Source organism: Streptomyces radiopugnans, assembly GCF_900110735.1.
Classification (GTDB): Bacteria; Actinomycetota; Actinomycetes; order Streptomycetales; family Streptomycetaceae; genus Streptomyces; species Streptomyces radiopugnans.
The window spans coordinates 408,165-432,173 of the sequence record NZ_FOET01000003.1 but is presented as its reverse complement, the minus strand read 5'-3'; the positions used below and the strand labels follow the sequence as shown (position 1 = coordinate 432,173).

At 72.2% G+C, this 24,009-nt stretch carries 21 protein-coding genes and 1 tRNA gene; 12 read left to right on the top strand and 10 right to left on the bottom strand.

Annotated features, from left to right (window positions below; translation table 11 throughout):
• Window positions 1-45 precede the first annotated feature (45 nt).
• Complete coding sequence (locus BMY40_RS09425; protein WP_093657833.1) at window positions 46-1,299, bottom strand: polysaccharide deacetylase family protein; 1,254 nt, start codon at window positions 1,297-1,299, stop codon at window positions 46-48.
• 262 nt (window positions 1,300-1,561) lie between these two features.
• On the opposite strand from BMY40_RS09425, the gene BMY40_RS09420 reads away from it, so the two are divergent.
• The 5 genes from BMY40_RS09420 (at window position 1,562) to BMY40_RS09400 (ending at window position 8,397) form a co-directional block, all read left to right on the top strand.
• Window positions 1,562-4,069: a bifunctional SulP family inorganic anion transporter/carbonic anhydrase gene (locus BMY40_RS09420; RefSeq protein ID WP_093657471.1), complete on the top strand. Its 2,508-nt coding sequence runs from the start codon at window positions 1,562-1,564 to the stop codon at window positions 4,067-4,069.
• A 214-nt stretch (window positions 4,070-4,283) separates the two neighbouring features.
• On the top strand, window positions 4,284-6,248 hold the full coding sequence (gene acs / locus BMY40_RS09415) for an acetate--CoA ligase (RefSeq protein ID WP_093657469.1): 1,965 nt from the start codon (window positions 4,284-4,286) through the stop codon (window positions 6,246-6,248).
• Window positions 6,249-6,438: 190 nt separating this feature from the next.
• Window positions 6,439-6,921, top strand: coding sequence for a phage holin family protein (locus tag BMY40_RS09410; RefSeq protein WP_093657467.1), 483 nt, complete (start codon window positions 6,439-6,441; stop codon window positions 6,919-6,921).
• A gap of 86 nt (window positions 6,922-7,007) precedes the next feature.
• Window positions 7,008-7,961 (top strand): alpha/beta fold hydrolase, encoded by a 954-nt coding sequence (locus BMY40_RS09405; RefSeq protein ID WP_093657832.1) that lies wholly within the window; start codon window positions 7,008-7,010, stop codon window positions 7,959-7,961.
• Between the two features lie 241 nt (window positions 7,962-8,202).
• On the top strand, window positions 8,203-8,397 hold the full coding sequence (locus BMY40_RS09400; RefSeq protein WP_093657465.1) for a hypothetical protein: 195 nt from the start codon (window positions 8,203-8,205) through the stop codon (window positions 8,395-8,397).
• A gap of 217 nt (window positions 8,398-8,614) precedes the next feature.
• Here BMY40_RS09400 and BMY40_RS09395 read toward each other — a convergent pair whose 3' ends face one another.
• The 3 genes from BMY40_RS09395 to nth are packed head-to-tail and all read right to left on the bottom strand — an operon-like array spanning window position 8,615 to window position 11,437.
• Window positions 8,615-9,814 carry a MarP family serine protease gene (locus BMY40_RS09395; protein WP_093657830.1) on the bottom strand — a complete coding sequence of 400 codons (1,200 nt, stop codon included), beginning with the start codon at window positions 9,812-9,814 and terminating at the stop codon, window positions 8,615-8,617.
• Between the two features lie 13 nt (window positions 9,815-9,827).
• Window positions 9,828-10,577: an NUDIX hydrolase gene (locus BMY40_RS09390; RefSeq protein WP_093657463.1), complete on the bottom strand. Its 750-nt coding sequence runs from the start codon at window positions 10,575-10,577 to the stop codon at window positions 9,828-9,830.
• An 11-nt stretch (window positions 10,578-10,588) separates the two neighbouring features.
• Window positions 10,589-11,437 carry an endonuclease III gene (gene nth, locus BMY40_RS09385; RefSeq protein WP_093657461.1) on the bottom strand — a complete coding sequence of 283 codons (849 nt, stop codon included), beginning with the start codon at window positions 11,435-11,437 and terminating at the stop codon, window positions 10,589-10,591.
• 261 nt (window positions 11,438-11,698) lie between these two features.
• On the opposite strand from nth, the gene BMY40_RS09380 reads away from it, so the two are divergent.
• Window positions 11,699-12,373, top strand: a complete 675-nt coding sequence (locus tag BMY40_RS09380) for a Crp/Fnr family transcriptional regulator (protein WP_093657459.1) — start codon at window positions 11,699-11,701, stop codon at window positions 12,371-12,373.
• 159 nt (window positions 12,374-12,532) lie between these two features.
• Here BMY40_RS09380 and BMY40_RS09375 read toward each other — a convergent pair whose 3' ends face one another.
• The 4 genes from BMY40_RS09375 to sp36 form a co-directional block, all read right to left on the bottom strand.
• The gene (locus tag BMY40_RS09375; protein ID WP_093657456.1) at window positions 12,533-13,363 is read right to left on the bottom strand and encodes an MBL fold metallo-hydrolase; all 831 of its coding nucleotides are present in this window, start codon (window positions 13,361-13,363) and stop codon (window positions 12,533-12,535) included.
• Window positions 13,360-14,292 (bottom strand): NUDIX hydrolase, encoded by a 933-nt coding sequence (locus BMY40_RS09370; protein WP_093657454.1) that lies wholly within the window; start codon window positions 14,290-14,292, stop codon window positions 13,360-13,362. Before BMY40_RS09370 ends, BMY40_RS09375 begins: the two co-directional genes overlap by 4 nt.
• A 102-nt stretch (window positions 14,293-14,394) precedes the next feature.
• Window positions 14,395-14,871, bottom strand: coding sequence for a RidA family protein (locus BMY40_RS09365; RefSeq protein ID WP_093657452.1), 477 nt, complete (start codon window positions 14,869-14,871; stop codon window positions 14,395-14,397).
• The gene (sp36, locus tag BMY40_RS09360) at window positions 14,868-15,026 is read right to left on the bottom strand and encodes a Sp36 family protein (protein ID WP_003991873.1); all 159 of its coding nucleotides are present in this window, start codon (window positions 15,024-15,026) and stop codon (window positions 14,868-14,870) included. The genes BMY40_RS09365 and sp36 overlap by 4 nt, the downstream gene beginning before the upstream one ends.
• 148 nt (window positions 15,027-15,174) lie before the next feature.
• On the opposite strand from sp36, the gene bagA reads away from it, so the two are divergent.
• Both bagA and bagB read left to right on the top strand, forming a co-directional pair.
• Entirely contained in the window at window positions 15,175-16,152 is a 978-nt protein-coding gene (bagA, locus tag BMY40_RS09355; protein WP_093657450.1) for an ATPase BagA, read from the top strand.
• Window positions 16,149-17,513: an ATPase BagB gene (bagB, locus tag BMY40_RS09350; protein ID WP_218158254.1), complete on the top strand. Its 1,365-nt coding sequence runs from the start codon at window positions 16,149-16,151 to the stop codon at window positions 17,511-17,513. The genes bagA and bagB overlap by 4 nt, the downstream gene beginning before the upstream one ends.
• 103 nt (window positions 17,514-17,616) lie before the next feature.
• Here the strand turns inward: bagB and BMY40_RS09345 are convergent, their stop codons facing one another.
• Window positions 17,617-17,976: a WhiB family transcriptional regulator gene (locus tag BMY40_RS09345; RefSeq protein ID WP_093657448.1), complete on the bottom strand. Its 360-nt coding sequence runs from the start codon at window positions 17,974-17,976 to the stop codon at window positions 17,617-17,619.
• 396 nt (window positions 17,977-18,372) lie between these two features.
• Here BMY40_RS09345 and BMY40_RS09335 point away from each other — a divergent pair, with 396 nt between their 5' ends.
• The gene (locus BMY40_RS09335; protein ID WP_093657446.1) at window positions 18,373-20,787 is read left to right on the top strand and encodes a transglycosylase domain-containing protein; all 2,415 of its coding nucleotides are present in this window, start codon (window positions 18,373-18,375) and stop codon (window positions 20,785-20,787) included.
• 105 nt (window positions 20,788-20,892) lie between these two features.
• Here the strand turns inward: BMY40_RS09335 and BMY40_RS09330 are convergent, their stop codons facing one another.
• Entirely contained in the window at window positions 20,893-21,357 is a 465-nt protein-coding gene (locus BMY40_RS09330; RefSeq protein WP_093657826.1) for a GatB/YqeY domain-containing protein, read from the bottom strand.
• Between the two features lie 229 nt (window positions 21,358-21,586).
• Between BMY40_RS09330 and BMY40_RS09325 the strand changes: the two genes are divergently transcribed.
• The 3 genes from BMY40_RS09325 (at window position 21,587) to BMY40_RS09315 (ending at window position 23,906) form a co-directional block, all read left to right on the top strand.
• Entirely contained in the window at window positions 21,587-22,528 is a 942-nt protein-coding gene (locus BMY40_RS09325; protein WP_093657444.1) for a metallophosphoesterase, read from the top strand.
• 96 nt (window positions 22,529-22,624) lie between these two features.
• Window positions 22,625-22,698: transfer RNA gene (locus tag BMY40_RS09320), tRNA-Pro, on the top strand.
• Between the two features lie 731 nt (window positions 22,699-23,429).
• Entirely contained in the window at window positions 23,430-23,906 is a 477-nt protein-coding gene (locus BMY40_RS09315) for a WhiB family transcriptional regulator (RefSeq protein WP_093657442.1), read from the top strand.
• Window positions 23,907-24,009 lie beyond the last annotated feature (103 nt).

Below are 24,009 nucleotides of genomic sequence, written 5' to 3'. Positions count from 1 at the left end.
ACACGGGGACGCCGTGGCGGGGACGCCGTGGCCGGAGGCCGGGGTCTACGCGCCGCCGGGCGACCGGGAGGGGGCCGCCGTCGAGGGGGCGGTCAGGAACTTCTTCCAGCCGCCCCCGGGCGCCTGGCCCACCCCGAGGGTGCGCAGCCTCTCCAGGATCCGGGGGTCCTGGGCGTCGAGCCAGTCGACGAGTTGCCGGAAGGAGACGCAGTGCACGTCGGCCATGGGGCACACCTTCTTGATGACGTCCTCGACGGCCTTCATGTAGACGCCGCCGTTCCAGCCCTCGAAGTGGTTGCCGATGATCAGCGGCGCGCGGTTGCCGTCGTACGCGCGGTCGAAGCCCTCCAGCAGGCCGTCGCGCATCTGGCGCCCCCAGGCCTCGCGCTGCGCCGGGTCGCCGTTGACCGTCCCCGACTGGTTGGCCAGGAAGTTGTAGTCCATCGCGAGCGTCTCGAAGGAGCGCCCGGGCATCGGCACCTGCTGGAGCGGCAGGTCCCACAGGCCGCCCTCCTTGTCGGGCCAGACCTGGGTGCCGTTGCCGGAGGAGTCGTAGCGGAAGCCCATCTCCCTCGCGGCCGGGAGGAGGTTCGCGCGGCCCTCCAGGCAGGGGGTGCGGCCGCCGACCAGTTCCCGGTCGTAGTCGAAGGGGAGGGGCTCCAGGTCCTTCCAGCCGGTCGTGGTCCTCCAGTTCTTCACGAACCACTTGGCCTGTTCTATCTCGCTCTTCCACTGCTCGGGCGTCCAGCTGCCGACGCCGTTCGGCCCGCAGAAGTGGCCGTTGAAGTGGGTGCCTATCTCGTTCCCCTCGAGCCAGGCGCCGCGGAGCTGCTCCAGCGTGGCCCGTATGTTCTCGTCCTTGAGGTAGCCGATGTCCGAGGCGCCGCGGCCGCGGCCGGGCGGCTCGTAGCGGTGGGCCTCCGTTTCGGGCAGTACGTACACGCCACTGAGGAAGTACGTCATGTGGGCGTCGTACTTCCTTCCCACCTCGCGGAAGCGCGAGAAGAGCTTCTTGCTGTCCTCCCCCGCGCCGTCCCAGGAGAAGACGACGAACTGCGGAGGCTTGTCACCGGGCTTCAGCCGCCCGAAGTCGGGCTGGTTCGGCTGGGGGCCTATGTAGGCGGTGGAGCCGTCGCCTATGAGCTCGACCCTGCCCGCGGGCTTCCCCTTCCGTGCGTCCTTGTTCGCACGGCCCTCGTCCTTCGACGCGCTCGGGGACGAGCTCGAACAACCGACCGCCAGTACGACCAGTACGACCGCTCCCGCGACGCCTCTGGTCAGCCTCCGCGCGACTCCCATGCTCTCCACCTCATCGCTTCCGTTGTCGCTTCCGTGCTCTTCCGGCCGATGCGTTCGGCCTGCGACCAACCTCACACGCACTGTGAGAGGCGCAAGCGATGAGACCGGTTCCCATGACTTATTCACCCCCGGGTGTGAACAGTGAGCCCGATTGCCCCACCCCTCTTCCTTGATCCTTTAAGCGACATTACGATTCGTTTACCAAAACTTTGAGTAGTCATGTCCATACGGAACGTGACACAACCTCGCGACGGAGACGGATATGTCCGCCTGCGCCACCCCTCGTCCCTCCGGAAGTCCCTCCGAGCGTCCCACCGACGCCGATTCCTCCCGCCCCTCCGGCAACGCCGGCCGGTCCGCTCCCTCCGCACCCGCCTCCTCCCGTCCGGGAGGGCGCCTGCGCCGCCCACTGCGCGGTAGCGGCCCGGACGGTGCCCGCACCGCCGACCTGTCGGCCTCCGTGTCCGTCTTCCTCATCGCGCTGCCCCTTTCACTGGGCATCGCCCTGGCCACCGGGGCGCCCCTGCAGGCCGGACTGGTGGCCGCAGCCGTCGGCGGCATCGTCGCCGGGCGGTTCGGTGGCGCCCCGCTCCAGGTCAGCGGTCCCGCGGCAGGCCTGACGGTGGTCGTCGCCGAGCTGATCCACCACTACGGCTGGCGCGCCACGTGCGCCATCACCGTCCTCGCCGGCCTCGCCCAGCTCGGCCTGTCCGCGCTGCGCACCGCCCGCTCCGCCCTCATGGTCAGCCCGGCGATCGTGCACGGCATGATCGCCGGCATCGGCGTGACGATCGCCCTCGCCCAGCTCCACATCGTGCTCGGCGGGAGTCCGGAGAGCTCCGCCGTCGCCAACGTGCTCGCCCTGCCCGGGCAGCTCGCCGACCCGCACCCCGCCGCCCTGACGGTGGGAGCCGTCACCGTGGCCGTCGTCCTGCTGTGGCCGCGGCTGCGCGGCAGGGCGGGCGAGCTGACGCGCCGGGTGTTCCCCGCCGCACTGGCCGCGGTGGCGCTGTCGACCGCGGTGGCCGCCCTCGCCGGTCTGCGGCTGCCGCGCGTGGACCTGCCGTCCTGGCACAGCCACGCCCTGCCCTCGCTGCCCGACGGGCCGGTGCTGGGACTGCTGGCCGCCGTACTGACCGTCACCCTGGTCGCCGGCGTCGAGTCGCTGCTGTCGGCGATGGCCTCCGACAAGCTGGCCGTCGCCCGTACGCTCCCGGAGCACCTGTCGGGCGTACGGATCCCGCGCGCGGACCTGGACCGGGAGCTGCGCGGCCAGGGCCTGGCCAACATGGTCTCCGGTGCTCTGGGCGGGCTGCCGGTCACCGGCGTCGCGGTGCGCACCGCGGCGAACATCCAGGCCGGCGCGGTCAGCCGCAACTCCACGATCCTGCACGGTATCTGGGTGCTGCTCGCCTCCGGGCTGCTGGTCGGTCTGCTGGAGCTGATCCCGCTGGCCGCCCTCGCCGCGCTGGTGATGGTGGTCGGCGTCCAGATGGTCAAGATCGTCCACATCCGCAGCGTCACCCGGCACCGCGAGGTGCTGGTGTACGCCGCGACGACCGCGGGCGTGGTGCTGCTCGGTGTGCTGGAAGGGGTGGGCATCGGCGTCGTGGTCGCCGTCGCCCTCGCCCTGCACCGGCTGGCCCGCACCCGGATCGTCTGCGAGATCCCCGAAGGGGGCGGACCGGACGGGGCCGGAAGCGTCCACCGGGTACGGGTGCGCGGCCAGCTCACGTTCCTCGCGGTGCCGCGGCTCAGCCGGGTGCTGGGCCAGGTGCCCGAGGGAAGCCGGGTGGTGGTGGAGCTGGACGGCTCCTTCACGGACCACGCGGCGTACGAGACCCTGCGGGACTGGGAGACCTCCCACACGGCGCACGGCGGCAGCGTGGAGATCACCGGCCGCTCCGCGCCCTGTGTTCAGGAGCCGTCCGCCTCGCACGGCTGCGCTCCCTGGAAGCCCTGGCGCAACCACCAGTGCACCCGGCCGCACCCCGGCGAAGGCTCCGGCGGATTTCCGGTCGGCAGCCAGCTCCTGGGCGGGCTGAGCAACTTCCAGCGCACCACCGCGCCCCTGGTCCGCGAGGAGCTGGCCAGACTGGCACGGGAGGGGCAGCGGCCCTCGCAGCTCTTCATCGCCTGCGCCGACTCCCGGCTGGTCACCAGCATGATCACCTCCAGCGGCCCGGGAGACCTCTTCACCGTGCGCAACGTCGGCAATCTGGTGCCGCCGCCCGGCGCCGAGGCGAGCGACGACTCGGTGGCGGCGGCGATCGAGTACGCCGTCGAGGTGCTGCGTGTGGAGTCGATCACCGTCTGCGGGCACTCGGGGTGCGGCGCGATGCAGGCGCTGCACGACTCCGGACCGGGCGGCGGTGCCCTATCCCCCGGCACCCCGCTGGGCCGCTGGCTGTCCCACGGCCGCCCCAGCATGGAACGGCTGGCCGCACGGCGCGGCTCCTCGCCCCGGACCGGCCGGCAGCACCACGTCCCGCGGACCGCCGTCCCCGGGATCGCCCGCACCCCGGTGGCCGAGCCCCGTGAGGCCGACGAACTGGAGGCGCTCTGCCTGGCCAACGTCGTGCAGCAGCTCGACCACCTGCGGGCCCATCCGTGTGTGGCCCGGCGGCTGTCCGAGGGTTCGCTGGAGCTGCACGGAATGTACTTCCACGTCGGCGAGGCACAGGCGTACGTACTGGACGAACCGGGCAACGGGAACGGAAGCGGGGCGCCGGTCTTCGCCCCCGTGCACCCCGGCGCGGCGGTCGCCTGAGCGGCCCCGCGCACGGTGGGGGAACGGCGGCCGGCAGCGGGGCGAAGATCGCGGAAACAAGCCGTTCGACCGCTCGTCGGCCGCTCACCGACGGGCGCCGACCCCTGAGCGCAAGAGGTCTACACCACTTGACGGACAACCCTTGTCAGGGGGCGACAGGGGCTGGTCTGCTATGACGCGGGACACACCAGACACCCTGGGAAAGGGAGATGTCGTGAGCAACGAAAGCCTGGCCAACCTGCTCAAGGAGGAACGGAGGTTCGCGCCGCCCGCCGAGCTGGCAGCGAACGCCAACGTCACCGCGGAGGCGTACGAACGGGCGAAAGCGGACCGGCTGGGCTTCTGGGCCGAGCAGGCCCGCCGACTGAGCTGGGAGACCGAGCCGACCGAGGCCCTGGACTGGTCCAACCCGCCCTTCGCCAAGTGGTTCAAGGACGGCCGGCTCAACGTGGCCTACAACTGCGTCGACCGCCACGTCGAGGCGGGTCTGGGCGACCGGGTCGCCATCCACTTCGAGGGCGAGCCGGGCGACACCCGCGCGATCACCTACGCCGATCTGCGGCGCGAGGTCTCCAAGGCCGCCAACGCCCTGATCGAACTGGGCGTGCAGACCGGCGACCGGGTCGCGATCTACATGCCCATGATCCCCGAGACGGTCGTGGCGATGCTGGCCTGCGCCCGCATCGGCGCCCCCCACTCCCTGGTCTTCGGCGGCTTCTCCTCCGACGCCCTGGCCACCCGCATCCAGGACGCCGACGCCCGCGTCGTCATCACCGCCGACGGCGGCTACCGGCGCGGCAAGCCCAGCGCCCTGAAGCCCGCCGTCGACGAGGCCCTGACCCAGCCGGGCACCGAGAAGGTGCGCAACGTCCTGGTCGTCCGCCGCACCGGTGAGGAGACGGCCTGGACCGAGGGCCGGGACGTGTGGTGGCACGAGCTGGTGGACCGCCAGTCCGAGGAGCACACCCCGCAGGCCTTCGAGGCCGAGCACCCGCTGTTCATCCTCTACACCTCCGGCACCACGGGTAAGCCCAAGGGCATCCTCCACACCTCCGGCGGCTACCTCACCCAGGCGGCCTACACCCACCACGCCGTCTTCGACCTCAAGCCGGAGACGGACGTCTACTGGTGCACCGCCGACGTCGGCTGGGTCACCGGCCACTCGTACATCGTCTACGGCCCGCTGGCCAACGGGGCCACCCAGGTGATCTACGAGGGCACCCCCGACACCCCGCACAAGGGCCGCTGGTGGGAGATCGTCGAGAAGTACAAGGTCACGATCCTCTACACCGCTCCGACCGCCATCCGCACCTGCATGAAGTGGGGCGACGACATCCCGGCGAAGTTCGACCTGTCCTCGCTGCGGGTGCTGGGCTCGGTCGGTGAGCCGATCAACCCCGAGGCCTGGGTCTGGTACCGCCACAACATCGGCGGCGACCGCACCCCGGTGGTGGACACCTGGTGGCAGACCGAGACCGGCGCCATCATGATCAGCCCGCTGCCCGGCGTGACCGAGGCCAAGCCCGGATCGGCGCAGGTGCCGCTGCCCGGCATCTCCGCCACGGTCGTGGACGACGAGGCCAACGAGGTGCCCAACGGCTCCGGCGGCTACCTCGTCCTGACCGAGCCGTGGCCGTCGATGCTCCGCACGATCTGGGGCGACGACCAGCGGTACCTGGACACCTACTGGTCGCGCTTCCAGAACCGCTACTTCGCGGGCGACGGCGCCAAGAAGGACGAGGACGGCGACATCTGGCTGCTGGGCCGGGTGGACGACGTGATGCTGGTCTCCGGCCACAACATCTCCACCACCGAGGTCGAGTCCGCTCTCGTCTCGCACCCGAAGGTCGCCGAGGCGGCGGTCGTCGGCGCCACCGACCCGCAGACCACCCAGGCCATCTGCGCCTTCGTCATCCTGCGCGGCAGCGCCGCCGAGGACGAGGGACTGGTGGAGGAGCTGCGCGCCCACGTGGCCAAGCACCTCGGCCCGATCGCCAAGCCCAAGCGCATCCTGCCGGTCGACGAGCTGCCCAAGACCCGCTCGGGCAAGATCATGCGCCGGCTGCTGCGCGACGTCGCCGAGAACCGGGACCTGGGGGACGTCACCACCCTCACCGACTCCACGGTGATGACCCTCATCCAGTCCAAGCTGCCGGGCGCCGCCTCCAGCGAGGACTGACCGGCACCGGACCCGTTCGGCAGGGGCGCCCGGCCACCGCGTGTGCGGCGGCCGGGCGCCCCTGTCCGTTGCGGCCGCATGCACTCGCGGACGGCTCGCCGACACCGTGTGCGGCGGCGGGCACCGCGGTCCGGCATGATGCAGACCCTGGCGCAGAGCCATCGACCGCCACGACGAGAGGGAGCATGAGATGAGCCCAGCCGACGACGGCCGCAGCATCGGTCAGCTGGTCGCCTCGGCGACGACCGAACTGTCCGCACTGGTCCACGAGGAGATCGCGCTGGCCAAGGCCGAGCTGCGGCAGGACGTCAAGCGCGGCGCGATCGGCAGTGGCGCGGCCATCGCCGCGGGCGTCCTGGTGCTCTTCTCGCTGCCGGTCTTCAGCTTCGCCGCGGCCTACGGCATCCACAACCTGGGGATCGGGCTCGCCTGGTCGTTCACCATCGTGGGGGGCGCGTACCTGCTGGTCGCGCTCGTGCTCCTGCTGCTGGCGAAGGCCAAGCTGTCCAAGGTCAAACCGCCCAAGCGCTCGATCGCCTCGGCCAAGCAGTCGGCGGCCGTGCTGTCGGGCGTCAAGCCCCACCCCAGGACCGTCCCGGGTGCGCGGACGGAGCCCAAGGCCGTCGGGGCGGAAGCCATGGCCGTCGAGCACGTGACACGCTCTTCCACATGACGGACGGCAGGGACGGCACGAACGGCACGGACGGCACGGACGGTGCGGGCAGCACGGGCACGGCAGGCACAGGGGGCACGGCAGAGATGAGCGACACCACGGGTACGACAGGCGTGAACCACTCCGGCACCCCCTCCTCCGCCATCCGGATGGACGGCCCCTGGACACACCGGGACGTCGCCGCCAACGGTGCGCGCTTCCACATCGCCGAGATGGGCGAGGGCCCGCTGGTACTGCTGCTGCACGGCTTCCCGCAGTTCTGGTGGGCCTGGCGGCACCAACTGCCCGCCCTCGCCGACGCGGGCTACCGCGCGGTCGCGATGGACCTGAGAGGCGTGGGCGGCAGCGACCGCACCCCCCGCGGCTACGACCCGGCCAACCTCGCACTCGACGTCACCGGTGTGATCCGCTCCCTGGGCGAGCCGGACGCCGCTCTCGTCGGCCACGACCTGGGCGGTTACCTGGCGTGGACGGCTGCGGTGATGCGCCCGAAGCTGGTCCGGCGCCTGGCCGTGGCCTCGATGCCGCACCCGCGCCGCTGGCGCGCCGCCATGCTGGGCGACCTGCGGCAGACGGCGGCCGGGGCGTACGTGTGGGGCTTCCAGAGCCCCTGGGTCCCCGAACGGCGGCTGGTGGCGGACGACGGGGCGCTGGTCGGCCGCCTGCTGCGGGAGTGGTCCGGGCCCCGGCCTCCGGAGGACGAAGCGGTCGAGGTCTACCGGCAGGCGATGTGCGTCCCCTCCACCGCGCACTGCTCGATCGAGCCGTACCGGTGGATGGTCCGCTCGCTGGCACGCCTGGACGGGTTCCAGTTCAACCGCCGCATGAAGCGGCCGGTGCGTGTCCCCACCCTCCATCTGCACGGTTCGCTCGACCCGGTGATGCGCACCCGCAGCGCGGCGGGCTCGGGCGAGTACGTGGAGGCCCCGTACCGCTGGCGGCTGTTCGACGGGCTGGGCCACTTCCCCCACGAGGAGGACCCGAAGTCGTTCACCGGCGAACTCGTCGACTGGCTGAAGGACCCCGAGCCCGACCGCTAGGAACGGCCCCGGGAGCGACCACGCGATCGCCCCGGCCGGGGTTGGGGCTTCGGGATCCGGGGCCGCCTCCGGAACGGCACAGCCGGCACGAAGGGGGATCCGGAGGCGTTCACGGGCGGCCCCGTCGACCGGCTGGAACACCCCGGCCCGGCCGATGAATAAGAGCACGTGACGCCCGCATAGGCCAATTGACGGACCATTGGGCGATTACCGACCATGGGGCACGGGCAGAGTCCGGAGTATGGGTTGGACGCACGACTACCGTGACGTGTCACGCGACATCCGGGAACAGAGCAGCGCGCAGGGCTCGCCCCCGCGCTCCGCGCGGGACCACCGCGATCTCGGCGATCTCCGCGATCCCCAGCTCGGCATCCCTCACATCCTGCGCCGCCGTGCCCGCTGGGTCGGCGCGCGGCTGCGCCATACGCGCGGCTGACGCCGCGCACACCGGGCATCCGCCGCACCGCCTCCCCCGGCCCCTGCCGCCGTCCGGCCTCCGAAGCCGTGACCGGCGGCGGGACCGGGGCCCGGAGGCCCGTGGCCCCCGGGTGACCGGGCCTCCGGGGCCACGGGAAGAACGGGACCGGATGCGAACCGGGTCCGGACCGAGCCGGACAGGACCGGGACGGGCAGGACCGGGCGGAAGCCGGTCCTCACATCGCGCATCCCTGGCTGTCCACCGGCCCCCGGGACGCCCGCCCCTGCAGGACGTCCTGGCGGATCTCGTCGTTGGTGAGCGCGTAGCCGGTGTTCTCGTCCTCCAGGGACTTGGCGAAGATGACGCCGTAGACCCTGCCGTCGGGCGTCAGCAGCGGGCCGCCGGAGTTGCCCTGCCGGACCATGGCGTGCAGGGAGTAGACGTCGCGGCGCACCGTGCCCCGGTGGTAGATGTCGGGGCCGGTGGCCTGGATACGGCCGCGTACCCGCGCGGAGCGGACGTCGAACCCGCCGTTCTCCGGGAAGCCCGCGACGATCGCGTCGTCGCCGGTCTCCGCGTCGTCCTCCACGAACCGCAGCGCCGGAGCCCGGAGTGACGGCACGTCGAGTACGGCGATGTCGCGCTCCCAGTCGTAGAGGACGACCGTGGCGTCGTGGAGCCGGCCCTCGCCGCCGACCTGCACGGTCGGCTCGTCGACGCCGCCGACCACGTGCGCGTTGGTCATCACCCGGCCGCGGTCGAAGACGAAACCGGTGCCCTCCAGCACCTTGCCGCAGCTCTGCGCGGTGCCCAGGACCTTGACGATGGACCGCTTGGCGCGGGCCACGGCCGGGCTGCCCGCCAGGGCCGGGTCCGGGGGCTCCACCGAGGTGATCGGCTCGTTGGCGAACGGCGAGAAGACCTGTGGGAAGCCGTTCTGCGCGAGCACCGAGGTGAAGTCGGTGAACCAGGTGTCGGCGCTGTCCGGCAGCGTCCGGGAGACCCCGTGCAGCACCGCGGAGCCGCGCACCTCCCGGGCGACGACGGGCACGGCCGTGGAGGCCAGCAGCGAGCCGATCAGCCAGGCGACCAGCAGCATGGCCACGACGTTCACCAGGGCGCCGCCGGACGCGTCCAGGGCCCGGGCGGGCGACCAGGTGATGTGCCGGCGCAGCCGGTTGCCCAGATGGGTGGTGAACCCCTGGCCGACCGAGGCGCACACGATCACCACCGCCACCGCCGCGATCGCGCCCGCCGTCCCCGGCGACGCGCCGTCGGTGAACTCGTTCCAGACGAGCGGCAGCAGGTAGACCGCGGCGAGCCCGCCCCCGAGGAAACCGGCGACCGACAGCACGCCGACCACGAAACCCTGTCGGTAGCCCACGACCGCGAACCAGACCGCGGAGAGCAGCAGCAGTACGTCCAGCACGTTCACGTCGCCCACCGTCTCATGCGCGCCAGTCGAGGGGGACGCTGCGGTCGGTGTCCCACGGCCGCTCCCAGCCGGCGAAGTGCAGGATCCGGTCGATGATCCCGGCCGTGAAGCCCCACACCAGCGCGTCGCTGACGAGGAAGCACGGACCGCGGTAGCCGCTGGGGTGTCTGGCCGTGGCGCGGTTCGCCGGATCGGCGAGGTCGGCCACGGGCACGGTGAAGACCCGGGCCGTCTCCGCCGGGTCCACCGGCGCCACCGGGCTCGGCTCCCGCCACCACCCCAGTACGGGCGTGACGACGAATCCGCTCACCGGGATGTAGACGCGCGGCAGCCGCCCGAAGACCTGCACCCCGGACGGGTCGAGCCCGGTCTCCTCCTCGGCCTCCCGCAGCGCGGCGCGCAGCGGCCCGTCGCCCTCGGGGTCGCCGTCCTCCGGATCGAGGGCGCCGCCGGGGAAGGACGGCTGACCGGCGTGCGAGCGGAGACTGGAGGACCGCTCCATCAGCAGCAGCTCCGGCCCGGTGCCCGCGCCGCTTCCCCCGTTCCCGCCGTCTCCGCCGTTCCCGCCGCCCTCGCCGAAGAGCACCAGGACCGCGGACTGCCGTCCGCCCCCGTCGCTGGGCGGCAGGAAGCGGCTGAGCTGCCGCGCCCGCACCGTCGACGCCACGTCGGCCACCGGGCGCAGCCAGTCCGGCAGCCCCCGGTCGGTGACGGCGACCGGGCCGGCGACGGGGGTCCGGTGCTTCTCCTGTGCTTCCCTCATCCGCGCTCCGCTCAGGCGCCCGGCGACGGCGCGGGCTGCCCGGGATAGTCCGCGGGGGGCTTGAGCCGCTGGCCGGGCATGCCCCCCATCTCGTACTTCAGCAGCTTCTTCGCCTTCTCCGGGTCCGTCTCGCCCTCGCCGTACGAGGGGCACAGATGCGTGATCGGGCAGGCGCCGCACGCGGGCTTGCGGGAGTGGCAGATGCGGCGGCCGTGGAAGACGACCCGGTGCGAGAACATCGTCCACTCGCTCTTGGGGATGATCCCGGCGATCTCGGCCTCGACCTTCTCCGGGTCGGTCTGCTCCGTCAGCCGCCAGCGGCGCACCAGCCGCCCGAAGTGGGTGTCCACCGTCAGGCCCGGCCTGCCGAAGGCGTTCCCCAGCACCACGTGTGCCGTCTTACGGCCGACGCCGGGCAGGGAGACCATGTCTTCGAGGTTGTCCGGCACCTCGCCGCCGAAACGGTCGCGCAGGGCGGCGGAGAGTCCCAGCAGCGACCTGGCCTTGTTGCGGAAGAAGCCGGTGGGCCGGATCAGCTCCTCCAGCCGCTCGGGGTCGGCCGCGGCCATCTCCTCCGGGGTGGGGTAGGCGGCGAAGAGGGCGGGGGTGGTCTGGTTGACCCGCAGGTCGGTGGTCTGGGCGGAGAGGACGGTGGCGACCAGCAGCTGGAAGGGGTTCTCGAAGTCCAGCTCGGGGTGCGCGTAGTAGTACACCTCGGCCAGCTCGCGGTTGATGCGCCGGGCGCGGCGGACCATGGCGAGCCGCGTCTCCGGCTTGCCCCCAGCGCTCCTCTTTCCTCCCCCTGCCGCTCTCGGCGGCTTCGCCTCCGTTACCCGTTCGGCGGACTCTCGTTCGCCCACGGCGGAATCCTGGGATGAGCCACGGGACACCGTCACCCGTACGCCCCCTTTCCGTCCGGCCTCACCGGCGTGTTGGACACCCGGCCAGCGTACGGGGGCGCGCCGACATCCGCCCCGCTCACCGCCGATTCGGGGCCCAATCGGACCCCTGGCGCACGCACCGCACGCCGGGTGCGTCAAACTTGTGACTGATCGCACTGTTTCACCGTCCGGCATCATGGGGGCGACAGACCCGTGGGCACGTGGACAAGGAGAGAACTCGTGGACGACGTTCTGCGGCGCGCCCCGCTCTTCGCGGCGCTTGACGACGAGCAGGCTGCCGAGCTGCGTGCCTCCATGACGGAGACGACGCTCGCACGGGGTGAGGCCCTGTTCCACGAGGGCGACCCGGGAGACCGGCTCTACGTCGTGATCGAGGGCAAGGTCAAGCTCCACCGCACCTCCCCGGACGGCCGGGAGAACATGCTGGCCGTGCTCGGCCCCGGCGAGCTGATCGGCGAGCTGTCCCTGTTCGACCCGGGTCCCCGTACGGCCACGGCCACGGCGCTGACCGAGGTCAAGCTCTTCGGCCTGGGCCACGGCGACCTCCAGCCCTGGCTGAACGCCCGCCCCGAGGTCGCCACCGCGCTGCTGCGCGCCGTCGCCCGGCGGCTGCGCCGCACCAACGACTCGATGTCCGACCTGGTCTTCTCCGACGTCCCCGGCCGCGTCGCCAAGGCGCTGCTGGACCTGTCGCGCCGCTTCGGCGTGCAGTCCGAGGAGGGCATCCACGTGGTGCACGACCTCACCCAGGAGGAGCTGGCCCAGCTCGTCGGCGCGTCCCGCGAGACCGTCAACAAGGCGCTGGCCGACTTCGCCAGCCGCGGCTGGCTGCGGCTGGAGGCCCGCGCGGTCATCCTGCTGGACGTGGAGCGGCTGGCGAAGCGCTCGCGCTGAGCCCTCGACAGCTCCGAGCTCCCCGGGAGTGCGAGAGCCCCGGGAATCCCCCCGACGCCGGCGCGGCCGCCCGCCCGGACGGGCCCCGTCCAGCGGGAGCACGTCCGGAGCGCGGCCCGCGGGCACGGCCCGGATACACGGCCCGCCGGGCACGGCCCGTCACACCAGGCCGTGCTCCTCCAGGTACTCCAGCTGCGCCCGCACCGACAGCTCGGCGGCGGGCCACAGCGAGCGGTCCACGTCCGCGTAGACGTGCGCCACGACCTCCCCCGGCGTCCGGTGGCCCGCCTCCACCGCCGTCTCCACCTGCGCCAGACGGCTCGCCCGGTGCGCCAGGTAGTACTCGACGGCCCCCTGCGCGTCGTCCAGCACCGGCCCGTGTCCGGGCAGCACCGTGCGCACACCGTCGTCCACGGTCAGCGAGCGCAGCCGCCGCAGCGAGTCCAGGTACTCGCCCAGCCGCCCGTCGGGGTGGGCCACCATCGTCGTGCCGCGCCCCAGGACCGTGTCGCCGGTCAGCACCGCGCCGTCGGCGGGCAGATGGAAGCTGAGCGAGTCCGAGGTGTGCCCCGGCGTGGGCACCACCCGCAGCTCCAGGCCGCCCGTGGTCACCACGTCCCCGGCCGCCAGGCCCTCGTCGCCCAGCCGCAGCGCCGGGTCGAGCGCGCGTACGGCCGTCCCCGTCAGCTCGGCGAAGCGGGCGGCGCCCTCGGCGTGGTCCCAGTGGCCGTGGGTGAGCAGCGTCAGCCCCACCCGCCGGCCCGACCGCTCGACGGTGCCGATCACCTGGCGCAGATGCCCCTCGTCCAGCGGGCCGGGGTCCACGACGACCGCCAGCGGCGAGTCCGGCTCGGCGACGATCCAGGTGTTGGTGCCGTCCAGCGTCATCGGCGAGGGGTTCGGCGCGAGCACGCACACCGCACGGGCGGTGCCCGTGCCGTCGATGGGGCCGCCGCGCGGCTGCCCGGGCAGGGCGGAGGCGTCGGTCACGGCGCGTCCCCCGCCGTCCGCCGGGCCGCGGGCACGTGCTTGGTGAACTCCTCGTGCCCCGGCCAGCTCAGCACCACCCGCTGCCCGCCGGCCCCGTCGTCCTCCAGGCTCGCCCGGGCCAGTACGGGCGTCAGGTCCCGCTCCCCGGAGGCGGCCAGCGCCGCGGCGGCGTCGGCGTACGGCGCGAGCTGCCGCAGGGTGGCGATCGTCGGGGGCATCATCGTCAGCTCGCCCCGGTCGTAGGCGGCGGCCGCGTCCGCCGGGCGGATCCACACCGTGCGGTCGGCCTCGCCGGAGACGTCGCGGGTGCGCTGCCCCTCGGGCAGGGCGGCGACGAAGAACCAGGTGTCGTAGCGCCGCGCCTCGAACTCGGGGGTGATCCAGCGCGCCCAGGCGCCCAGCAGATCGCTGCGGAGGACCAGTTCCCGGCGGGTGAGGAAGTCGGCGAAGGACAGCTCGCGGGCCACCAGGGCCGCCCGGTCCGCCTCCCAGTCGTCGCCGGTGGTGTCGGCGACGACGGTGTCCGGGTCGGGACCGGCCAGCAGGACGCCCGCTTCCTCGAAGGTCTCGCGCACGGCGGCGCACACGACGGCCTGCGCGACCGCCTCCTCCACCCCGAGCCGCCGTGCCCACTCCCCGCGCGCCGGGCCGGCCCAGGCGACAGTGCCCTCGTCGCGGGGGTCCACGCCGCCGCCGGGGTAGGCGTACGCGCCCGCGGCGAAGGCCATGGAGGCGCGCCGGCGCAGCATGTGGACGGCCGGGCCGCCCTCGGCGTCCCGCAGCAGCATCACGGTCGCCGCCCGGCGCGGGGGCACGGGCGTGAGCCGCCCCTCGGCCAGGGCGCGGATGCGCTCGGGCCACTCGGGCGGATACCACTGCCCGTCGCGCGGGGGCGTGGGGGACGTGGGCTGCGGCGGCGTCGACGGCATGGCCGGATCGTACGGCCGCGGGCCGCGATGTTCGAGTGCGGGCCTCGGACACCGCGGCCCGCACCGGCCCGCCCTGTGCCTGTCCGGCCGCCCGGCGGCGGCTCAGTCCGCCAGTTCGACCTGGATCTCGACCTCGACCGGTGCGTCGATCGGCAGCACCGCGACGCCCACCGCGCTGCGCGCGTGCACGCCCCTGTCGCCCAGCACCTCGCCCAGCAGCTCGCTGGCGCCGTTGACCACGCCGGGCTGGCCGGTGAAGTCCGGAGCGGAGGCGACGAAGCCGACCACCTTGACCACCCGGGCGATCCGGTCCAGATCACCGGTGACCGACTTCACGGCCGCCAGGGCGTTCAGCGCGCAGACCCGGGCCAGTTCCCTGGCCTCCTCCGGCGTCACCTCGGCGCCGACCTTGCCGGTCACCGGCAGCCTGCCGTCGACCATCGGCAGCTGCCCGGCGGTGTACACGTAGGAGCCGGAGAGGACCGCCGGGACGTACGACGCCAGGGGCGCCACCACCTCCGGCAGGGTCAGACCCAGCTCCGCGAGCCTGGACTCGACGGAGCCGCGCGCCTCGCTCACTGCTTCTCCCGCTTCAGGTACGCCACGAGCTGCTCCGGGTTGTTCGGGCCGGGCACCACCTGGACCAGTTCCCAGCCGTCCTCGCCCCAGGTGTCCAGGATCTGCTTGGTCGCGTGCACGAGCAGCGGTACGGTCGCGTATTCCCACTTCGTCATGGGGCCGACCTTAGCCCCTCCCCGACGCCCTTCCGCGCGCCCTCCCCCGGTGTCCCCGCCGCCCCGGCCCGTCCCCCGCGCGCCCGGGCGCACCTCCATGGCCCATCCGCAGGCGTACTCCCCTCGTCCGGTGGTTAGGCTCCGAAGGGTGAGCAGGCTGCATGTGGTGACCGGCAAGGGCGGGACCGGAAAGACGACGGTCGCCGCCGCACTGGCGCTCGCCCTCGCCGAGGAGGGCAAACGCACGCTTCTGGTCGAGGTCGAGGGGCGGCAGGGCATCGCCCAGCTCTTCGAGACCGAGGCGCTGCCGTACGAGGAGCGGAAGATCGCCGTGGGACCGGGCGGCGGCGAGGTGTACGCGCTGGCCGTCGACGCGGAGAAGGCGCTGCTGGACTACCTGCAGATGTTCTACAAGCTCGGCGGCGCGGGACGGGCCCTGAAGAGGATCGGCGCGATCGACTTCGCCACCACCATCGCGCCCGGTGTGCGCGACGTCCTGCTGACCGGCAAGGTCTGCGAGGCGGCGCGCCGCCGCACCCGCGCCGGCGGCTTCGTCTACGACGCGGTGGTCATGGACGCGCCGCCCACCGGCCGGATAACCCGCTTCCTCGGCGTCAACGACCAGGTGGCCGGGCTGGCCCGGGTCGGCCCGATCCACAACCAGGCCCAGGCCGTGATGCGGGTGCTCAAGTCGTCCGAGACCGCCGTGCACCTGGTGACCCTGCTGGAGGAGATGCCCGTCCAGGAGACCGTGGACGGCGTCGCCGAGCTGCGCGCCACCGGGCTGCCGGTCGGCTGCGTGTTCGTCAACATGACGCGGCCGGCGGTACTGGACCGGACGGCGGTACGGGCCGCCGAGGAGTCCCGCACCGAGATCGCCAAGGCGCTGTCCCGGGCGGGCCTGGGCGGCGCACGGCGCGGCGGCAGGGCCGAGCAGCTGGTCGACCCGCTGCTGCGCCAGGCCCACGAGCACGCCGAACGGCTGGCTCTGGAGGGCGAGTTGCGGTCGGAGATAGCCGGGCTGGAACTGCCCGCGTACGAACTGGAACTGCTGGCCGAGGGCGCCGACCTGCCCGGCGTCTACCTGCTCGCCGGCGAACTGCGCGAACAGGGGGTGGCGAGGTGACGGCACGGGCGGCCGAAGCCGGCACGGCACAGGCGCACGGGCTGGGCACGTTCCCGGTGCTGGACGTCGACGCGCTGGTCGACGATCCCGGCACCCGGATCGTGGTCTGCTGCGGCGCGGGCGGCGTGGGCAAGACGACGACGGCCGCGGCCCTGGGCGTACGCGCGGCCGAGCGCGGCCGGAAGGTCGTCGTCCTCACCATCGACCCGGCCCGCCGGCTGGCCCAGTCGATGGGCCTGACCGAACTGGACAACACCCCGCGCCGGGTGAAGGGCGTCGACGGCGCGTCGGGCGGCGAACTGCACGCGATGATGCTCGACATGAAGCGGACCTTCGACGAGATCGTCGAGGCCCACGCCGACCCCGAGCGGGCCCGCGCGATCCTGGAGAACCCCTTCTACCAGTCGCTGTCGGCCGGTTTCGCGGGGACGCAGGAGTACATGGCCATGGAGAAGCTCGGCCAGCTCCGCGCGGACGACGAGTGGGACCTGATCGTCGTGGACACCCCGCCGAGCCGTTCCGCGCTGGACTTCCTGGACGCGCCCAAGCGCCTGGGGTCGTTCCTGGACGGGCGGTTCATCAGGCTGCTGACGGCCCCGGCGAAGGTCGGCGGCCGGGCGGGGCTGAAGTTCGTGAACCTGGGCGTGTCCGGGCTGTCGGTGTTCACCGGGCTGCTCAACAAGCTGCTGGGTACGGGGCTGCTGCGCGACATGCAGACGTTCGTGGCGGCGATGGACACGATGTTCGGCGGCTTCCGCACCCGCGCCGACGCCACGTACCGGCTGCTCCAGGCGCCGGGCACGGCGTTCCTGGTGGTGGCGGCCCCGGAGCGCGACGCGCTGCGCGAGGCGGCGTACTTCGTGGAGCGGCTGGCCGCGGACCGGATGCCGCTGGCGGGGCTCGTGCTGAACCGGATGCACGGCAGCGAGGCCGCCCACCTCAGCGCGGAGCGGGCGCTGGCCGCCGCGGAGAACCTCGAGGAGGGCGACGTTGTCGATCAGCCCACCGGGAAGGGCGGCGATGGACGGTCCGCCCCGCGGTCCGCGTCCGGCTCCGGTTCCGGTTCCGATGCGCACTCCGGCGACGGCTCCGGCACCGATGCCGACTCCGACGAGCTCACCGAGGACTCCACCGCCTCCCCCACGACGGCCGAGCGGCTGGCCGCGGGCATGCTGAGGCTGCACGCGGAGCGGATGCACGTACTGGCGCGCGAGCGGCGTACGCGCGACCGCTTCGCCGCGCTGCACCCGGAGGTGCCGGTGGCCGAGGTCGCCGCGCTGCCGGGCGATGTGCACGATCTGGACGGGCTGCGGGCGATCGGCGGGCGTCTCGCGGAGCAGCCCGGCGTCGAGCCCGCCTAGCCGTACCACCGGCCGTGCCGGTGCCGGTCCTGCGGCCGCCTGCCGGCGCCGTGGGGCGCCTGCGCCGGGACCTGCCGGTGTCCCCGGGGCTCGGTGCCCCGGTTCAGCCGGCCGCGGCGTAGTCGCCGCTGTACCGCCGCGCGTCGTGCTCGCGCATCTCGACCTCCATGGGCAGCAGGCCCGCGCTGCGCTCGTACTCGGTGCGCGCGGTCTCCAGCAGTCGCCGCCAGGAGGTGACCGTCGGGCGGCGGCGCAGCAGCGCTCTCCGCTCCCGTTCGGTCATCCCGCCCCAGACGCCGAACTCCACGCGGTTGTCGAGGGCGTCGGCCAGGCACTCGGTGCGCACCGGGCACCCGGTGCAGACCGCCTTGGCGCGGTTCTGGGCCGCCCCTTGTACGAACAGTTCATCCGGATCCGCAGTGCGGCAGGCCGCCTGCGCGCTCCAGTCGGTAACCCAGCCCATGCCGGCGCCGTCCTCTCCCGAATCGAGGCTCCCCCACGGCGGCAGACGGCATATTCACCGCTGCCAGTGCAGGACGTTACGGAAGGCGGCCAGGGCGCAACACCCCCGACGGGCCCAATCTTGAATGGTCCGAACGGACTATGGGTGCGCGGCAGATCACCCAACGGAGTGACCGGAGGACGATGCCGAACTTTCACTCAAATACGGTCATTGCACCCGTATTCCAAGGAGCCGGGATCGGAGGTTTCCTGACACGGGATTGCAATTCGGTCACATCTCAACACCCGATGGAGTGAACCGCGAGTTGACAAGGAACCGAACGACCGTGTCAGACGTGATACAGCGTAGGCGAACACACGCACACCTGTCCGGCGATTGAGAACGTAGGCTGCCCTCATGCCAAACAAGCGCTCGGGTGGCGGGCTGTCCGGGACCCAGCAGGCCGCCAAGTTCCTCGGCGTCAGCGTGCTCGCGGGAGCAGTGCTGGCGGGCATCGCGCTGCCCGTCGCAGGCGGCCTCGGGCTGGCCGCCAAGGGCACCGTCGAGAGCTTCGACGAGATCCCCATCGACTTCAAGCGCCCCCCGTTGAGCCAGAAGAACCAGATCCTCGACTCCGAGGGCAATCTGATCGCGACCGACTACTACCGCGACCGCACGGTGGTGCCGCTGAAGAAGATCAACCCGATCATGCGGAAGGCGATCGTCGCGATCGAGGACTCCCGCTTCTACGAGCACGGCGCGATCGACCTCAAGAGCGTGATGCGCGCGCTGAACAAGAACGCGCAGGAGGGCGGGGTCGCCGAGGGCGGCTCCACCCTCACCCAGCAGTACGTCAAGAACGTCTTCGTGGAGCAGGCCGGTGACGACCAGGAGAAGGTCGCCGAGGCCACCCAGCAGACCATCGGCCGCAAGATCCAGGAACTGAAGTACGCGATCAGGATCGAGGAGGAGCTCAGCAAGGAGCAGATCCTCGAGAACTACCTCAACATCACGTTCTTCGGCCAGCAGGCGTACGGCATCGAGGCGGCGGCCCGGCGCTACTTCTCCAAGAACGCCGCCGACCTGGAACTGCACGAGGCCGCGCTGCTGGCCGGCCTCGTCCAGTCCCCCACCTACTACGACCCCGTCAACTACCCCGACCGGGCCGTCAAGCGCCGCAACATCGTGCTCAACCGCATGGCCGAGACGGGAGCGGCCTCGAAGGAGGACGTCGCGGCGGCCAAGAGGAAGGACCTGGGCCTCGAGATCAGCAAGCCCAGGAGCGGCTGCATCACCGCCACCGACAAGGCCGGGTTCTTCTGCGACTACGTGCGCAAGATCATCCTGACCGACCCGGTCTTCGGCAAGACCGAGCAGGAGCGCAAGGACCTCTGGAAGCGCGGCGGTCTGACGGTCCGCACCACGCTCTCGCCCAAGGCGCAGAAGGCCGCGGCCGAGGCCGCCACCGGCAAGGTCTACGAGGACGACCCGGTGGCCGCCTCCGTCGTCCAGGTGGAGCCGGGCACCGGCAAGATCCTCTCGATGGCCCAGAGCCGCCCCTACGGCCTGGACCAGAACGAGAACCAGACCCTGCTCAACCTCGCGGTCGACAACGCCATGGGCGGCAGCACCCACGGCTTCCAGGTCGGCTCCACCTTCAAGCCGATCATCGCCGCCGCCGCGATGGCCGACGGCATCAGCCCCGCGAGCACGTACAGGAGCGACTGGAAGACCTCGTTCAGCCTCGGGGACTTCAAGGTCTGCGGCAACAAGCCCTACGGCAGCGGCAGCTGGGACGTCCAGAACGAGCTGGAGTCCGAGAAGGGCACCTGGGACATGACCGGCGCCCTCAGCAAGTCCATCAACACCTACTTCGTCGACCTGGGCCAGAAGGTCGGCCTGTGCGACGTCGTGGAGATGGCCGGGAAGATGGGCGTCCGCCTCGGCAGCGGCAAGCCCGTCGAGCAGAAGCCGGCGACGCTCCTGGGCGGCCAGAACATCAGCCCGCTGTCCATGGCCGCCGCGTACGCCACGTTCGCCGACCGCGGCACCTACTGCTCGCCGGTCGCGATCGAGAAGGTCACCGACGCCGACGGCAAGAAGCTGTCTGTGCCCAAGACCAAGTGCGAGCGGGCGATGTCCGAGCACATCGCGGACTCCATCAACAAGATGCTCAAGGGCGTGGTGGAGGACGGCACCGGGACGAGGGCCGGCCTGACCGACCGCGACAACGCGGGCAAGACCGGTACGACGGACGGCCGCAAGGACGCCTGGTTCGTCGGCTACACCCCGAACCTCTCCACCGCCGTCTGGGTCGGCGACGACATCGGCGATCCGCAGGAGATGTACGACATCACCATCGGCGGGCAGTTCTACGACAAGGTCTGCGGTGGGTGTCTGCCCGGTCCCATCTGGAAGACCGCGATGACCGGCGCCCTCCAGGGCGAGCCCGTCGAGTCCTTCAACGACGTCCAGGTGCCGCGGGCCGCCACCGACGACAAGAAGGACCGGGGCCGCGGCGGGGACGACGACAAGCCGGGTGACCGCCGTCCCGGCAACCCGTTCCCCGACATCACCCTTCCGCCCGGCGTCATCGGCGGAGGCGGCAACGGGGGCCCGGGCGGGGGCGGAGGCGCCAGCACCATGGGCGGCACCACCGACGGCACCACGGTCGGCACCACCGTCGGCGGCGTCACCGGCGGTGACACCGGCGGCGAGAGCGTCGGCGCCACCTCCACCGCCGGAGGCTGGGACGCCGGCGGCGGCAACGGCACGAATGGCAACGGGGGTTGGCAGACCTCCGGTCAGGACGGCGGCTGGACACCGCGGTAGCCGGCGCGGCGCACACCGAGACGCACGTGAGCATGCGGAGGGGCTCCGGAAACCGGGCCCCTCCGCATGCTCGCTTCGCTTCCCTCCGGGCCCGCGGGCCTGCGGTCAGCCCGCCAGGTGCTTCTTGACCGCGGCGGCCACCCGGCCGCCCTCCGCGCGCCCCGCCACCTTCGGGTTCACGATCTTCATCACGGCGCCCATGGCCCTCGGCCCCTCGGCCCCGGCCGCCTTCGCCTCCGCCACGGCCTCGGCCACCAGCGCGTCCAGCTCCTCGTCGGTGAGCTGCTTGGGCAGGTACTCGGCGAGCACCTCGCCCTCCGCGCGCTCCCGCTCGGCCTGCTCGGCACGCCCGCCCTTGGCGAACGCGTCCGCCGCCTCGCGCCGCTTCTTGGCCTCACGGGTGATGATCTTCTCGACCTCGGCGTCGGACAGTTCACGGGCGCTCTCGCCCGCCACCTCCTCCTTCTGGATCGCGGTCAGCGTGAGGCGGAGGGTGGCGGAGCGCAGTTCGTCGCGCGCCCTGATCGCCGCGGTGAGGTCGTCCTGGAGCCGGGTCTTGAGCGTGGTCATGTCGGAAGTGTGCCAGGACGCGGAGCCCGACGCCCACTGCATTGTGCCGCGCCGTCCCCCACCACAGCCTCCCGGTCCGCCTCCCGTCCCTCCGTCACCCCCGCCCGGTCCCCGGCCCGAACCCGAACCCGCTCCCGGCCGGCCCGGACCCGAACCTGTTCCCGCTCCCGCTCCCGTTCCCGCCGCCCGTGCGTCCGCACTCCGCCCGCGTGTCTGCGACGATGGGCCCATGCGTGCGCGATACCCGCTCTCCCTCAGAATCCCCCTCGGCGTCACGGCGGTCGGCGCGGCCTGTCTCGCCTACTCGGCGGGCATCGAGGCCCGTTCTTTCCGCCTCAGGCGCGTCACGGTGCCCGTACTGCCGCGCGGGATGCGGCCGCTGCGCGTACTCCAGGTCTCCGACATCCACATGGTCGGCGGCCAGCGCAAGAAGCAGCGCTGGCTCCAGTCCCTGGCCGGACTGCGCCCCGACTTCGTGATCAACACCGGTGACAACCTCTCCGACCCGGAGGCCGTCCCCGAGGTCCTGGACGCGCTCGGCCCGCTGATGGAGTTCCCCGGCGCGTACGTCTTCGGCTCCAACGACTACTACGGCCCCCGGCTGCGCAACCCCGCCCGCTACCTGATGGAGAAGGCCAGCGGCCGCCACGGCCTCAACGGCAACCCTCCGGTCGTCGGCGCCGTCCACAACCCGTGGGAGGGGATGCGCGACGCCTTCGACTCGGCGGGCTGGGTCGGCCTGTCCAACACCCGGGGCCGCATCAAGCTCGACGGCGGCGAGGAGATCGCCCTCACCGGTCTGGACGACCCGCACATCAAGCGCGACCGCTACGACGAGGTGGCCGGCGGCCCCGAGCACGACGCGGACTTCCCCCTCGCCGTCGTCCACGCCCCGTACCTGCGCGTCCTGGACGCCTTCGCCGCCGACCGCTACCCGCTGATCCTGGCCGGCCACACCCACGGAGGCCAGCTCCGGGTCCCCTTCTACGGCGCCCTGGTCACCAACTGCGACCTGGACACCGACCGGGCCCGCGGCCTGTCCCACCACGAGGCGGACGGCCACCGCTCCTACCTCCATGTCTCGGCGGGCTGCGGCGCCAACCGCTACACCCCCTTCCGGTTCGCCTGTCCCCCGGAGGCCACCCTCCTCACCCTGATCGAGCGCCCCTGACCGCACCCGCCACACCTCCGCCGCGCCTCCGCGGCACCCCGGGAAACCGGATTTCTCCTGAGCGCGGGCGTGGGCTAAAGTAGTCCTCGTTGCACACGGGGTGTGGCGCAGCTTGGCAGCGCGCTTCGTTCGGGACGAAGAGGTCGTGGGTTCAAATCCCGCCACCCCGACAGCCGAAACACCAGGTCAGGGGCCTGATCCGCTCAGCGGGTCGGGCCCCTGAGTGGTTCCGGGGGCCGCTTGGGAGCCATCTGGGAGCCGAGCTCGGAAGACGGCTCCCTGCGGCGCAGATGCCACCACGACCTGGGGACGAGGCGTGGAAGCTGATCTAGCCGACCATCACGACCTGGGAGGGCAAGGACCTAAGGTCGGTTAGGAGAGACTGATCTTGTCTATCGAGCACAAGCCGCTGACCTGCGGAGGAACCCGAAACGGCTGAGCCGAGCGCAAGGGCCACGACGTACTCACCGGAGGGTCTTCTTCCGGTGTGAGGTGACGGTGTGGCTGGGCCTGTCACTGTTACCGGGCACGTGCCGCCACACGTTCGGACGGGGAAAGAGTCGCGCGGATCCGAACGAGAGGCCCACTGGCCTGCCCGGCACCGAGCACAACACGACGCCCACGAAGGCCAGTTCACCAAGAGATTCCTGAACGTCCCTGTCATTTCTGCCGTTTCGGCGGAGTCGGGTGCCACACTGGTGGCGGCTTCGCTTCGGGGGTCACTCCGCAGGCCGTGCGAGCGCCGAACGGCGCAGACACGCGACGGGACTTGGGAATCGCCCAGTACTGATCGTCTCGCACGTCCAGAGACTCGAACGGCGCCAAGCGACGATCAAGGGAACGTGGGCGTGACCCCCTCGTCCTCACACACCACGCGAGCCGTGGCCTGAGGAGGAGCGCCGTGGAGCCCCACGACGAGATCGAGAACAGACTTCCGCCGGATGCCCTGTTCTGGGCGATGGAGCCCTTCGGCCCGCCCCTGGGCGAGGCCGCATGCAGCATGTGGGATCCGAAGCGGTTCCCCACCATGAGGGAGCAGCAGGCGGCCTTCGACGGGGAGCCGACCGTGCCGGAGCGGGACATCCCGCAGGCCCGGGCCATGTGCTGTACGTGCCCCCTGCTGGAGGGCTGCCGCCGTTACGCCCAGGACAGCCGGGACGAGCACGTATTCCTGGCCGGGGAGACCGCCGAGGAGCGACGCAAGAAGTGGCGGAAGGCTGGCGAGATCGTCAAGCGGCGTCGACGGGTGGCTGAGCTGTACGCCCTGAATGTACCGACGGCGATCATCGCGCGGTCGCTCGGACAGGCCGAGAGGTCGATTCGCAGCGACCTGCGCGAGCTCGGAAAGGGCCGCTCGCACCTGCCCCCCACCGCCTGAGACGAGACCGGCTGCCGGCGGAACCAGCACCGCCGGCAGCCATCGCGCAGGCGCCTCTTTCCAGCGCCACAGCGCACCCCCTTACCGATCACCTCACTTACGG